We start from the raw sequence: 13,582 nt of genomic DNA on the forward strand, positions 1-13,582 counted from the left end.
TGGACCGGCATTCCCACAGAAACGGCTTCAGCCCCTCCACTTGATCCTACCGGCATCAGCCGGTCAGTCATTCAGCGAAACGCGCTTCTGGATGGCGTTCGTCATGGGCGCATCGATGATGGTCGTGATGCTGCTCTTCATGTGGGCGATGTACAAGAACCGGGCCAAGAACTTCATCATCCTGGGTGTTGCAGCCGTTACCTTCGCACTTGCGCTTTGGCTCGTCCGCAGCCAGACGACCATTGAAGATATCGAATATATGAAGGCGATGATCCCGCATCATTCGATTGCGATCATGACCAGTGAGCGCAGCCATATCCGCGATCCGCGGGTGCGCGAACTCGCCAAGGGCATCATCGTTGCCCAGCGCCGTGAGATTGCCGAGATGAAATATCTGATCGAGGATATCGAAAAGAACGGCGTTCGAACAACCGAGCGCATGCCCCGTCCCGAAGAACTTGCGCCGCCGGTGGAGGACGCACGATGATCCGCCACGCTATCCTTTTCGCCGCGCTGCCGCTGCTCATGCTCGGCGCCTGCAATCGCAACACGTCTCCTGGCAATGACCGTGAGGCGCAGGTCGATGCCGCCCCGACGCCCGCGCCTAGACAGGACGCGGCCGAGGCGCTGTCGGGAATTGCCGCCGAAGCGGTCCAGGCTGAAACAATGAGCGACACCGATCTCGCCAGCCTCGGTGGACCGAATGGCAAATGCCTCATCCGGTTGACCCGCGTCGGTTTGCCGTCCTTCGTCCATAATGGTCTTGACCGGACAGGCGTCATCAAACTCAATGGCAAGTTGATCCCGATCCCCGCCAAGCGCTCCGGCTTGTTTGCGGATGGAGGGCTGCGCGTTGCGATCCGCCCCGTTGATTCCGCATTCGATTCCAGCGGTTTTCGCGAAGTCGACATGATCGTGATGCTGCCCGGAGCGAAGGATGAACTCGGCTATCGCGGATACGAGGACTGCTCGCACCGCATGGACTGAACACAGCAACCAACGGAGAACATAGATGTCCCACCTGTCCTGGCGGAGCGCGGCTGTGGGCGCGGCCGGTGTGCTCGTGATGCTTGGTCTGGCCGCACTGCTCGTAATCGGAACTGGCAGCTACAATGTCGCAGCAGATGAACGGCACGAGTGCATTGCCCAATGACACATTAAAAAATAGAACATATAGTGAACATATGCAACCCGATTCGCCCTTCCCGTGCGCGGAAGTTTCAAGCCTTCCCAAAACGGCTTCGTCGCTGGCGAAGCGCCTGTCGCTTGACGGTGCGGCGGCGGATGCGTGGCTGGGCGGCGGATTGAGGGCTGATGGATTGCATGAGCTATATGCGGCGCAGGCGGAGGATGGTGTTAGCGCCACCGGTTTTGCGCTGCTGATCGCGCAGCTCCAATGCAGGGCGCGGCACAAGCCGCTGATCTGGGTACGGGAAGCGCGCAGCATCGCTCAGACCGGCATGCCCTATGGGCCGGGACTGCTTGATCTGGGCCTGAAACCCGATGCCATCACCTTGCTGATGCTGCCTGATGCCAGGGCAGTACTGCGCGCCGGACTGGATAGCGTGCGCGATGGCGCGTTGGGAGCAGTGCTGATTGAGCTGGTGGGCAGGCAGCCTTTATTCGACCTGACGGCGAGCCGCCGGTTCGCCTTGGCGGCGGCGGAAACCGGCACGATAGCCCTGTTTACCCGTAGCAAGGCGGAGCCGATCCCAAGCGCGGCGCATACACGCTGGGAAGTGGCAAACGCGCCTTCGCGTTCTCTGGAAGCCGGTTCGCCGGGATTCCCGGCCTTTGCCCTCACCTTGTTACGCCATCGCGGCGGACGTGACGGGCTGCACCTCATATTGGAGTGGGATCGTGACACAGCCTCTTTCCGGCAGCGGGACGAGCGTGGCGACACCGCACCGTTATCTTGCGCTCAACCTGCCATGGCTGGCGGCAGAACGGCAGGTAGCGGCACGGCTCGCGCCGCCTGACGCACCTTTTGCGTTGATCGAGAAGCAGCGGGGTGCGCTGCGCATTGCCGCACTGTCGCTGCGTGCGGCGGAGCTGGGACTGGAAACGGGCCTTCCGCTTGCCGATGCGCGCGGACGCCTGCCGGAATTGGAGGTAGTGCCCTATGACCCGCAAGGCGATACCGCGTGGCTGGGACGACTGGCGCGCACTTGTCTTCGCTACACGCCCAGCGTTGCGCCAGATGGGCCGCAAGGGCTGATGCTCGATATCACTGGCTGTGCGCATCTTCATGGCGGCGAAGCACAGATGCAGCGCACTATATTGGCGCATATGAAACGGTTGGGGTTGAGCGCTCATGCTGCTATTGCCGATACGCCCGATGCCGCCCGTGCGCTCGCCCGCTTTGGTGGGGAGGATGTGGGGGCGCTGCCCATCGCCGCGCTAGCGGTGGAGGATGAGATACGGCAGGCACTGCGCCGCGCGGGCTTTCGCAGTATCGGTGAGCTGGCAAAACTGCCGCGCGCGCCCTTGGCCGCGCGTTTCGGGGAAGAACTGGTAATCTTGCTCGACCGGCTGCTGGCACGGCAGAACCCGCATATCGCGCCGCATCGTGCAGTCGATCCGATTACAGCCGAGCGGCGCTTTGCGGAACCCATTGGCCGCACCGGCGATGTCATGAATGCCATTGAGACGCTGGTGAAAGAGACTGCGATGAAGCTGGCCGAGCGGGGTGAAGGCGGACGCGCCTTTGCCATATGCCTGCATCGCAGCGATGGGCATATTGCGCAGCTCAAGATCGAGACCGGTACACCGACGCGTGACCCGGCATTGGTGATGCGCTTGCTGCACGAGCGGATCGATAGCCTCGTCGATCCGCTCGATCCCGGCTTCGGCTATGACAGCATCGACCTTGTCGTCCCACATGCTGAGGCTTTGGAAGAAAAGCAGCAGGGTTTGGAGGCGGAACAGGAGAGATGCGCCGATATTGGGCCGCTACTCGATCGGCTGGCGGTGCGTTATGGCAAGCCAAGTGTGCTGCGTTTTATGGCGGGCGACAGCCATATTCCGGAACGTGCCGCAGAGTTATGCCCTTCAAGCAAACACGTGTCGCCGATCCCATGGCATCGCCCTGACCTGGGCGAACCGCCGCTACGCCCGCTGATGCTGTTTGCTCCGCCGCAACGCATAGAGGTGCTTGCCGCCGTGCCGGACGGACCACCCAAGCGTTTCCGTTGGCACGGCAGGAACTGGCGGGTCACCGCTCAGGAAGGGCCGGAACGGATCGCGCCCGAATGGTGGCGCAGACGTGGCGGGCATGACGACAATCCGGGTTTGTCCCGTGACTATTACCGGGTGGAGGAAGAAGGCGGGCACCGCTTCTGGTTGTTCCGCCATGGGCTTTACGGACGCGAAACGGTGAGCCCGGACTGGTATATTCATGGTCTGTTCGCATGAGAGAAGAAGCCCGCAAAAAGACCTGTTCGTCTGATCATCCCGCTTATGCGGAGCTCGCTGCCGCAACCAATTTCTCGTTCCTGCGCGGTGCATCGCATCCCGCCGATATGGTGGAAACAGCTATCGCGCTGGACTTGAGCGGCATCGGCATTGCCGACCGCAACAGCGTCGCGGGCGTGGTGCGGGCGCATATGGCATGGAAAGAAGCGCTGGAGGATGAGCGCGCACCTCTCGATTTCCGACTGGTCGTGGGTGCGCGACTGGTGTTTGCAGACGGCACGCCTGACATCCTCGCCTATCCTGCCTCGCGCCATGGATGGGGGCGGCTGACGCGCTTGCTCACTCTGGGCAATCTTCGCGCGGAAAAGGGCGATTGCATATTGCACCTTTCCGATCTGCTGGAGCATCTCGACGAACTGCTGCTGATAGCGATACCGCCCATACAGGCAGGTCTGCTGGAGCAATTACGCAATGCGGCGCCGGGGCGCGTCTGGCTGGGCGCGAGGATAGGAAGATCTGGCCGCGATGCGCGTCAACTTGTTTGCGCACGAGCACTGGCGATGCAATGCGAAGTGCCGTTGATCGCGCTGGGTGATGCGCTTTATGCCACGCCCGACCAGCGCCCGCTGCACGATGTCCTGACGGCGATCGGTCTCAAGACTACGGTGCAGGCTGCCGGACGCCGGCTTGCCGCCAATGCGGAGCGACATCTCAAACCTCCCGTAGAAATGGCGCGTATGTTTGCGGCCGCACCCGAAGCCATCGCGCAGACCCAGGCTTTCTTTTCCCGCATCGCCTTCACGCTCGACGATCTCAAATATGAATATCCTCATGAGCCAGTGCCTTATGGCTGGGAACCGCTCGACTGGCTCGAACATCTGGTGATGGAAGCTGCGCATAAGCGCTATGGACCGGAGCTTCCCGAAAAGGTGCAGCGCTTGCTGGGTGAAGAGTTCACCCTTATCCGCGCCGAGAATTACGCCTATTATTTCCTCACCGTGCACGACATTGTTCGTTTTGCGCGTAGTCGGGGCATCTTGTGTCAGGGTCGTGGCAGCGCGGCGAACAGCATCGTCTGCTTCCTGCTTGGCGTCACCTCGGTCGATCCGATGCAGCATGACCTGCTTTTTTCACGCTTCATGTCCTCCGAGCGCAAGGAGCCGCCCGATATTGACGTCGACTTCGAGCATGAGCGGCGTGAGGAGGTGATGCAATATATCTACAAGCGCTATGGGCGAGAGCGGGCCGGCATTGCCGCCACCGTGATCCATTATCGTCCAAGGAGCGCTGTGCGCGAGGTCGGCAAGGCGCTGGGGCTGAGCGAGGATGTCACTGCACACATGGCCAGCACGGTATGGGGCAGCCATGCATCGAAATATGAGCGCAAACGCGTCGCGGAAAGCGGCTTCGACCCGGATAACCCGGAGATCGCGCGGCTCAATCATTTCGTGCAGCAGATACTGGAATTCCCGCGTCACCTGTCGCAGCATGTCGGTGGTTTTATCCTGACCGAAGGCAGGCTGGATGAGACGGTGCCAATCCATAATGGCGGGATGCCGGATCGCACCTTCATCGAATGGGACAAGGACGATATCGATGCGCTGGGTCTGATGAAGGTCGATGTGCTGGCATTGGGCATGCTGACCTGCATCCGCAAGGCGTTCGACATGATGCGCGCGCATGATTTAGGCGATCACAGCCTTGAGGTGGACATCAAGTCCGACGATCCGGCCGTCTACGACATGCTTTGTGCGGGCGACAGCATCGGCGTGTTTCAGGTTGAGAGCCGGGCACAGATGAACATGCTTCCGCGGCTTCGACCGCGGGAATTTTACGATCTGGTTGTACAGGTGGCAATCGTGCGCCCTGGCCCCATCGAGGGCGATATGGTGCATCCCTATCTGCGGCGGCGATGCGGCGATGAGAAGGTCGATTTCCCATCGCCCGCACCGCCGCATCCGCCCAATGAACTGCAATCCGTGCTCGGCAAGACCTATGGCGTGCCGATTTTTCAGGAACAGGCGATGAAACTTGCGATCACCGCCGCCGCTTTCACCAGCGATGAAGCGAACGGGTTGCGCCGCGCGATGGCGACTTTCCGTCGGCTGGGCACTATTCCGCTCTATCGCGACAAGATGATCGGCGGCATGGTCGCGCGCGGTTACGAGAAGGACTTCGCCGAACGCTGCTTCAAACAGATTGAGGGCTTTGGCAGTTACGGTTTTCCCGAAAGTCATGCGCAAAGCTTTGCGCGTCTCGTCTATGTGTCGTCATGGATTAAATGCTATCATCCGGCCGTCTTCACTGCCGCACTTTTGAACAGCCAGCCCATGGGCTTCTACGCGCCTGCGCAACTGGTGCGCGATGCCCGCGAACATGGAGTAGAGGTGCGCTCCATAGATGTGAATGCCAGCGCCTGGGATAATGGCATGGAGCGCGGACCCAATGACACGCTGGCGCTGCGTCTCGGTTTTCGACAGATCAGCGGGTTTCGCGAGAAGTGGGGGCAAGCCATTGATTCTGCTGCTCGCGCCGCCAAGCCTTTTACGAGCATTGAGGACATCACCCGCCGCGCAAACCTTCCTCAGCGAGCATTGCGTCTGCTCGCCGATGCCGATGCATTTGGTTCGCTCGGCCTCGATCGCCGCGCCGCGCTGTGGGAGGTGCGGCGCATACCCGATACCGAGCTACCGCTTTTTGCCGCCGCGCGTGCGCGCGAACTGGGTGAAGAGCCAGAGGTTGCACTGCGCCCCATGTCATTGGGCGAGCATGTCGCCGCCGATTATCAAATGACGCGGCTTTCCTTGAAAGAGCATCCTATGGCGCTGCTCCGTCGGATTTTCGATAAGGAAAGGGTCACGCCCTGCGCAGCATTGCGCGGTATGAAAGGTGGCGAGAAGGTGTGCGTGGCGGGTGTTGTGCTGATGCGTCAGCGGCCGGGCAAGGGCAATGCGATCTTCATCACGCTGGAGGATGAAGGCGGCATCGCCAATATCGTACTATGGGCGCGCCAGTTCGAAATCATGCGCCGCGAAGTGATGGCCAGTCGCCTGATGCGAGTCGAAGGCGAGGTGCAGCGCAGCCGCGAGGGCGTCATCCATGTGATGGCGAGCCGCATCATTGACCGCACTGACGCTCTGGGTGTGCTATCGGAAATGCATGCGCCCGATTCGGCGCTCGCCCATGCTGACGCATTCATTCACCCCGTCTATTCTCGCCAAAGCGCCAAAACCGAAACAGCGCGCCACCCCCGCAATGTGCGCCTGCTGCCCAGATCAAGGGACTTTCATTAGAGTTGTGGTCAGGAAACGGCACCACAGTAGCGTTCGAACGTAGCCAGCATCCGGGACCATGCCTTTTCAGCCTGGACCTGATCATAAACGGGCGCATCGATCGTGCACCATCCATGTTGGGCGGGATAGACTTCGATCTCCATCGGGCGCTCGGCCTTTTCGGCGGCCGCGCGCAGGATGTCCTTGGCATCAGCTTGCCGTGCATCGTCATTCTGGGCGATGGCAATCAGCAGGGCCGCCTTCATCCTTGCAATGAGAAGATGCGGACTATCGGCCGTATCGTTGACAAGATTTGCCCCATGAAAAGAAGCAAGCGCGCCAACTCTTGCGGGACGCGCGACCGCTGTTCGAAATGTGAAGGGACCACAACTCTGGCTTTGCACTTGCGCAATGCCTATGCGGGCGGGGCTGTGGCAAATACCTGAATATTCCGATAACGACCAATTCATTCCCATTTCAATTGTTGGACGATATGTGAGGATTCAAGAATTTTATCTAAATAATCGTTCAAATTCAATGAATTATTTAGACATGTGGCGGATGGGGTGGGATTCGAACCCACGGTGAGCTTGCACCCACGCCGGTTTTCAAGACCGGTGCCTTAAACCACTCGGCCACCCATCCGCGATGCGCCAGCGGTGCTGGCGGGACAGTCCTCTTATCGGCCAAGTCGCCAAAGAAAAAGGGCTAAATTGCATCTCGCCCCATAGAAATCGCCGATTGGGTTCCGCCCTTCGACGCAAAAATCCGACAAAGGGGATTCACCTGCGGCGTTGTCTGTGTCACAAGCTGCCAAGCGTCGGATGGTCGGAGGATGAATTTCCCGCGCACCATCCAGTAATGACAAGAACGGGGCATGAGCATGCGATTTCTGACGATAGCAGCCCTATTGACGATCACTACGTTGGTTCCGTCAAGTCATATGGGTATTCCGCCCCTTCAGGCGCAGGAAGCAGGCGGTTTTCAGGCGTATCTTGCCACCTTGCGTGGAAAAGCGCGGGGCATGGGGATCAGCGACACCACATTGGATAACGTGTTGCCGACGCTGACCGTCAATCCCCGCGTCATCGCACTGGATCAATCGCAGCCCGGTGGTTCCTTTGATTCACCCATTCCCGATTTCGAACCCTATCGCGTCAAGCATGTCGATGCTTCACGGATCAACCGGGGACGCATTGCCTATCGGGCGAACCGGGCGAAGCTGCGTGCTATCGAGCAGCAAACCGGCGTGCCTGAAGCCATCATGGTCGCCATATACGGGCATGAGACCAATTACGGCACTTTCACGGGTGATTTCGACCTGATCCGTTCGCTTGCTACCCTTTCGTTCGAGGGACGGCGCCGTGCATTGTTCGAACCCGAATTGCTCGCCACGCTGAAGATGCTTGATAGTGGCGTGCCGCGATCCCGGCTGGTCGGCAGTTGGGCAGGCGCCACCGGTTATCCGCAATTCCTGCCGTCGGTCTATCTTCGTGTCGCCAAGGATGGCGATGGCGACGGTAAAGCCGACATCTGGACGAATGAAGCCGATGCGCTTGCGTCCATCGCCAATTATTTCGTTGATGCCGGATGGCGACGGGGCGTCCCCTGGGGCATTGCGGTTACGGTGCCGTCAAACCTGAACCGCGCCGCCATCGCCAATCGCACCAACGCCATGCGCTGTCCCAGGGTGTTCGAGCGGCACAGTATGTGGAAGACAATGGCGGAATGGCGACAACTGGGCATCGTACCGCAGGGAAGCGCATGGCCCGCAGACACGGTCATGGCGACCTTGCTGGAACCCGATGGGCAGGGGAAGACGGCCTATCTGCTGACCGGTAATTATCGCGTGATACTCGATTACAACTGTTCGAATTTCTATGGTTTGTCGGTGGGGCTATTGGCCGATGCGGTTGACGATTAGGGCGATGGTTACACCCTGCGCGGCGTTGCTGCTTGCGGGATGCGGGATGGTGGATGGGCGGAGCGATAATCGCCTGCCGGGGCCACCCACGCGCAATGGTGGGCGAGCCGTCGCGGATTTTCCGGTGAAAATCGGCGCGCCTTATACGATAGGTGGAGAGACTTATACACCCGCCGACACGCCCGATTATGATGAGGTGGGTTATGCCAGCTGGTATGGCGAAGCGCATCAGGGCAAGCCGACGGCCAATGGCGAATCCTTTCGGATGGAAGCAATTTCCGCCGCGCACAAAACATTGCCGCTGCCATCCTATGTAGAGGTGACGTCGCTGGATACCGGGCGGACGATCCTTGTCCGGGTTAATGATCGTGGGCCGTTCGTTCGGGCGCGGATCATCGATCTGTCCAGTGCGGCGGCGCAACAGCTTGGCATAAGACGCAGTGGCGTTGCTGCGGTGCGCGTTCGTCGCGTCAATCCACCCGATCAGGAACGTGCCGCGTTACGCGCCGGTCGACAAGTGACTGAACGGCTCGCAGCCCCGCAATCATTGCTTGTCGCGCTGCGCAGGCGTCTCGGTGGACAGGCCCGCTCTGCCGATCCGGTTCAACGCACCTCGCCACCGCCGAGCAGCCCTGAACCCTTGGCGGTTCCAGTGAAATCGGTGCTGCCAACTCCTGCTACGGGATCGGGCGGTTACGTGGTGCAAGTCGGGGCTTTTTCGAGCAAGGACAGTGCGAACGCGCTGGCGAGTCAAATCGGGGCTTGGACAGCGGAGGGCAACGGCCTCTGGCGCGTTCGTTTTGGCCCTTATTCCAGTGAATCGGCGGCACAGCAGGGCGTTGAGGAAGCGGTGGGGAAAGGCTATGCCAATGCGCGAATAATGGCTAATGATCGCAACTAAGCTGCTCCTGAACCCGTCCAGAAATCCCGATAGAGAGATTGAATGAAAACCTCCATATTTGCCGCTCTTGCTTTCGCTCTTGTCGCCGGCCCTGTCACGGCATCCGCGCCGCCGTACAGCACGGAAGCGCCGATTGCCTATATGAAGGATCTGTCCTCTGGCGCAGTGCTGTATTCCAAGGATCCGAACCGGCGCATACCGCCTGCATCCCTGGCGAAAATGATGACGGCCCATATTGCCTTTCGTCTGATCCAGAGGGGAGAACTGAAACTCGATCAGAAATTCACCGTGCGTCCGGATACCTGGAAGAGATGGCACGGCCCTTCGGCGGGATCGACCATGTTTCTGTCGCCGGGTGAGGAAGTATCGGTCGAAGACCTGCTGCATGGCATCGTCACATTATCGGGCAACGATGCCTGCGTCGTGCTGGCCGAAGGAATTGCCGGGACCGAAGAGGCCTTTGTCGCGCTGATGAACGAGGAAGCGAAGAAGCTGGGCATGGCGAACAGCCATTTCGGCAACAGTAACGGTTGGCCTGATGAAGGCGTAAGCTATGTGACGGCCAAGGATCTGACGACGCTTGCCGCAGCGACGGTTGAACAGACGCCGGGCCTATACAAACGCTTTTACGCTACGCCGGAGTTCACCTGGGGACAGACGATGGGCGGGTCGGCCATTACGCAGGCCAATCGCAACCCGATCCTGGGTAAAATCGCAGGCGCCGATGGCCTGAAAACCGGTCATACGGAGGAAGCAGGATATGGCTTTACCGGATCGGCGGAACAGAATGGACGACGTCTGATCATGGTTCTGGCCGGACTTTCTACCTATAATGGCCGTATTTCGGAATCTGTTCGCTTCATGGACTGGGGGTTCAAGGCCTGGAAGGCGCAGCCATTGTTCAAGAAGGGGCAGGAGATTGAAAAGGCTCCAGTTCAGATGGGTAGCGATGACGAAGTGGGTTTGGTCGCGCCGAAAAATCTGGCGGTCACACTGCCACGCACGGCGAGTTCCGACATGACGGTCAGGCTGGTCTATAACGGGCCGATCATGGCCCCAATCAAAAAGGGCCAGAAGATTGCCGAACTGGTCGTTTCCACGCCCGATACCGATCCGCAGATCATGCCGCTGGTTGCGGCCAATGATGTTGACAAGGCCGGTTTCTTCGGTCGCCTGTGGAATGGTTTGATGTCGCTGTTCGGGTGAGCGGTCGTTTCATCACGTTGGAAGGTGGCGAGGGAGTCGGTAAATCGACTCAGCTGAAGGCATTGGCGCAGGTGCTGGTTTCACGCGGGCTGGACGTTGTTACAACGCGTGAACCGGGCGGGAGTACAGGGGCAGAGGCGATCCGGGCGCTGCTTTTGACAGGCGAAAAGGATCGTTGGAACGCACGTGCCGAAGCGCTGCTTTTCGCGGCGGCCCGCGCCGACCATATCGAAAAGACGATTCGTCCTGCGCTGGCGGTCGGCAAATGGGTGTTGTGCGACCGCTTTCTGGACAGCAGCCGCGCCTATCAAAGCGCCGGAAGCGGCCTTGCTGACGCCGACATATTGGCGCTGCATCGTTTTGGCAGTGAGGGCTTGCTTCCTGACCGCACGCTAGTGCTGCGCCTGCCCGAAGCAGAGGCTGAAGCGCGCACCGCCGCACGCGATGGCAATGCGCCCGACCGCTTCGGCGCACGGGCAGGCGATTTCCATCGCAAGGTGGCAGCGGCCTTTGTCGATTATGCTGCTGATGAACCTAATCGTTTCCGCCTGATCGATGCCTTGGGGAGCACCGATGAGGTCACTGGGCGTCTTGTCTCCGCCCTGTCAGACATGCTGCCATGACTCCTTTCATCGGGCAGGAAGCGCAGATGCAGGCTTTTCTGACCGCCAATGCGGGCGCGCGGATGCATCATGGATGGATATTGGCGGGTGCCAAGGGGCTGGGGAAGGCTGGTTTTGCGCATGCCGCCGCGACCCATTTGCTTGCCGCAGCCGCTGGTCCGCCGCCGGATGGGGAGGGGTTTTTCGTACCGCAGGGGCATCGCGTCCGTTCGCTGGTGGAAGCGGGTACGCATCCCGACTTCATGTGCCTGACGCGTCTGGAACGCGAAACGACCGGCGATCTTGCCCGCAATATCAGTGTCGATCAGATCCGCAGCCTGCAACGCTTGTTCAGCAATGCGCCGTCACTTTCGAACCGTCGCGTCGTCATCATTGATTCTGCCGATGATATGGAACGTGGTGCGGCCAACGCGCTGCTCAAAAACCTGGAAGAACCGCCTGCTGGCACGGTGTTTCTGCTTGTCAGTCATGCGCCTGGGCGGCTGCTGCCCACCATTCGGTCGCGTTGCCGTATCTTACGTTTTTCTTCCCTTGTCGATCGCCAGATGGCGGATGTCCTGCGGTCCCAGCTTCCCGACGCGGACGAACATGAAATTGCCGTTCTGGTTGCGGCAGGAGAAGGATCACCGGGCCGGGCGCTCAGCTTCGCAGGGCTGGACCTTGCCGGGATTGAGAATAGCCTTGCCGCTATCGCCCGCGATGGGGATGTCGCCAATGAACGGCGTATTGCGCTGGGTAAAGCGCTTTCGACAAAGGCCGCGCGTCCCCGCTATGAGGCTTTTCTGGAACGCGCGCCTGCCTTTATCGCCGGACAGGCGAAACGACGTGATATTCATGCATTGCCATCGGCTATCGCAGCCTGGGAGGAAGCGCGACAACTTGCCGCCAGCGCGATTCCGCTTTCACTTGATCCCGCGACAGTGGTTTTCGAACTATGTGGCCATGTTGCGGAGGCGGGTCGGGCCTGAACCGAGGCTTCCTACAAGCTGCGCACCATTTTTACCGCGACACCCATCCAGGCGGGATCGGTGATCACTTGTTGCCGCACGCCCGCACCCAGCGGCAGCATATGCAGTTTGCCAGCTTCGTGCCCGATAAGGCGGCCAAAGAGGAAGCGGCCAGCCGGGCGGGGAAGAAGCACATCACGGTTGAGCGCACTGGCGAAGGCATCCGGCATGATTCGCTCGCACCAGATTTCATCCCCGCTGCGATAATCGCCGATACCAGCGATGACGCGAACCGCAACCAGACCAGGAGTAGGCAGGGGCGGGACAATCGTCGCGGGCTTTGTCGGGGCATGGGCGCCCTTTGATCCCAACAGGGCGGCAATCGGGATCGTTTGTTGATCGGGCAACCGGATCAGGTCAGCCGATTGCACGTCCAGCGCCTCTGCAATCCGATTCAGCCAGCCAACCGAGACGGTTCGCATTCCCGTTTCCAGCCTGCCGATCGTCTGCGCCGTGGTTGGCGGAATGCAGCGTTTGGCGACGTCGTCCAGCGTCAGCCCCTTGGCTTGGCGAATTTCACGGATGCAGGTGATCATGCGGACCTCCATATATATAACCTATATGGTTTTCTTCTTTCCTACATATTTGCCGATATGGCAAGAGTGCATTTGACAGTCACACAGGAGGCGACATGGGTATCCACTCCAAACCGGCGGAACAAGGCAACTATGTTGAGCGGATGATCGAGGATGGCGACGGAGTCTCTCGTCTTGTGATGGTGCATTTGGGTGAATCGCCGCTGGTCTGGTTGCGGTCTCGCAAACTGTTGACCGATCGCCAATTTCTTGCCGGAGAAAGCTTGCGCCGGGACTGGGAACTGGCGGGACTCGGCCCGCGCGTCACCATGCGTTGGGACGAATCGCCGCCGCCGGGCGGGCAGCGCGGTGCAGCAGGCGTATCAGATCCCACTGTAACGCAACTGTCAGCGCGGCAGCGCTTCGATGGGGCTCTGCGCGATGCCGGCCCCGGCTTGGCTGATATATTGTGGCGCGTCGTGTGCGCAGGGGAAGGGATTGGCCATGCGGAAAGGGCATTGCAATGGCCCGCCCGCGCGGGAAAGCTGGTGCTGACGCTGGCGCTTGACAGGGTAGCTGGATTTTACCGCATTGGTTGAAATGCGGGGATGTAGCCAATCTCTACGATTCATATGACAATCATTTTGCGGGAAATGATTTTCAATTATTGGCGAATAATTATAATAGAAATAGAATGAATCCGGCTCTCGCTTTAATTCC

Annotated in this window: 14 protein-coding genes and 1 tRNA gene; 12 read left to right on the forward strand and 3 right to left on the reverse strand. The window is 59.8% G+C overall.

Annotated elements, in window-relative coordinates; translation table 11 throughout:
- Positions 1-40: 40 nt before the first annotated feature.
- Genes L3X40_RS13055 through L3X40_RS13080 form a run of 6 tightly spaced genes read left to right on the forward strand, consistent with a single transcriptional unit; the run spans position 41 to position 6,707 of the window.
- Positions 41-487 (forward strand): DUF305 domain-containing protein, encoded by a 447-nt coding sequence (locus L3X40_RS13055; RefSeq protein WP_237366051.1) that lies wholly within the window; start codon positions 41-43, stop codon positions 485-487.
- The gene (locus L3X40_RS13060; RefSeq protein ID WP_237366006.1) at positions 484-987 is read left to right on the forward strand and encodes a DUF6692 family protein; all 504 of its coding nucleotides are present in this window, start codon (positions 484-486) and stop codon (positions 985-987) included. The genes L3X40_RS13055 and L3X40_RS13060 overlap by 4 nt, the downstream gene beginning before the upstream one ends.
- A gap of 25 nt (positions 988-1,012) precedes the next feature.
- A complete protein-coding gene (locus tag L3X40_RS13065) occupies positions 1,013-1,153 on the forward strand; it encodes a hypothetical protein (protein WP_237366007.1) in 141 nt (46 codons plus the stop codon).
- Positions 1,154-1,184: 31 nt separating this feature from the next.
- Positions 1,185-1,979, forward strand: coding sequence for an ImuA family protein (locus L3X40_RS13070; RefSeq protein ID WP_237366008.1), 795 nt, complete (start codon positions 1,185-1,187; stop codon positions 1,977-1,979).
- Positions 1,861-3,414, forward strand: a complete 1,554-nt coding sequence (locus L3X40_RS13075) for a Y-family DNA polymerase (protein WP_237366009.1) — start codon at positions 1,861-1,863, stop codon at positions 3,412-3,414. Before L3X40_RS13070 ends, L3X40_RS13075 begins: the two co-directional genes overlap by 119 nt.
- Complete coding sequence (locus L3X40_RS13080; protein WP_237366010.1) at positions 3,411-6,707, forward strand: error-prone DNA polymerase; 3,297 nt, start codon at positions 3,411-3,413, stop codon at positions 6,705-6,707. Before L3X40_RS13075 ends, L3X40_RS13080 begins: the two co-directional genes overlap by 4 nt.
- An 8-nt stretch (positions 6,708-6,715) precedes the next feature.
- On the opposite strand, the gene L3X40_RS13085 is transcribed toward L3X40_RS13080, so the two are convergent.
- Together L3X40_RS13085 and L3X40_RS13090 are read right to left on the reverse strand one after the other, a co-directional pair.
- Positions 6,716-7,162, reverse strand: coding sequence for a dienelactone hydrolase family protein (locus L3X40_RS13085; RefSeq protein ID WP_338331144.1), 447 nt, complete (start codon positions 7,160-7,162; stop codon positions 6,716-6,718).
- A 79-nt stretch (positions 7,163-7,241) separates the two neighbouring features.
- Positions 7,242-7,331 (reverse strand) — tRNA-Ser (locus L3X40_RS13090).
- A gap of 298 nt (positions 7,332-7,629) precedes the next feature.
- Here L3X40_RS13090 and L3X40_RS13095 point away from each other — a divergent pair.
- The 5 genes from L3X40_RS13095 to L3X40_RS13115 are packed head-to-tail and all read left to right on the forward strand — an operon-like array spanning position 7,630 to position 12,308.
- Positions 7,630-8,610, forward strand: coding sequence for a lytic murein transglycosylase (locus tag L3X40_RS13095; RefSeq protein WP_237366052.1), 981 nt, complete (start codon positions 7,630-7,632; stop codon positions 8,608-8,610).
- Entirely contained in the window at positions 8,594-9,511 is a 918-nt protein-coding gene (locus L3X40_RS13100) for a septal ring lytic transglycosylase RlpA family protein (RefSeq protein ID WP_237366012.1), read from the forward strand. Before L3X40_RS13095 ends, L3X40_RS13100 begins: the two co-directional genes overlap by 17 nt.
- 42 nt (positions 9,512-9,553) lie before the next feature.
- Entirely contained in the window at positions 9,554-10,717 is a 1,164-nt protein-coding gene (locus L3X40_RS13105; RefSeq protein WP_237366013.1) for a D-alanyl-D-alanine carboxypeptidase family protein, read from the forward strand.
- Positions 10,714-11,340: a dTMP kinase gene (tmk, locus tag L3X40_RS13110; protein ID WP_237366014.1), complete on the forward strand. Its 627-nt coding sequence runs from the start codon at positions 10,714-10,716 to the stop codon at positions 11,338-11,340. Before L3X40_RS13105 ends, tmk begins: the two co-directional genes overlap by 4 nt.
- Positions 11,337-12,308: an AAA family ATPase gene (locus tag L3X40_RS13115; RefSeq protein WP_237366015.1), complete on the forward strand. Its 972-nt coding sequence runs from the start codon at positions 11,337-11,339 to the stop codon at positions 12,306-12,308. Before tmk ends, L3X40_RS13115 begins: the two co-directional genes overlap by 4 nt.
- 11 nt (positions 12,309-12,319) lie before the next feature.
- Here L3X40_RS13115 and L3X40_RS13120 read toward each other — a convergent pair whose 3' ends face one another.
- Positions 12,320-12,883, reverse strand: a complete 564-nt coding sequence (locus L3X40_RS13120) for a helix-turn-helix domain-containing protein (protein WP_237366016.1) — start codon at positions 12,881-12,883, stop codon at positions 12,320-12,322.
- A gap of 95 nt (positions 12,884-12,978) precedes the next feature.
- Here L3X40_RS13120 and L3X40_RS13125 point away from each other — a divergent pair, with 95 nt between their 5' ends.
- Positions 12,979-13,461, forward strand: coding sequence for a DUF6456 domain-containing protein (locus tag L3X40_RS13125; protein ID WP_237366017.1), 483 nt, complete (start codon positions 12,979-12,981; stop codon positions 13,459-13,461).
- Positions 13,462-13,582: the final 121 nt, after the last annotated feature.

The organism is Rhizorhapis sp. SPR117 (assembly GCF_021742065.1).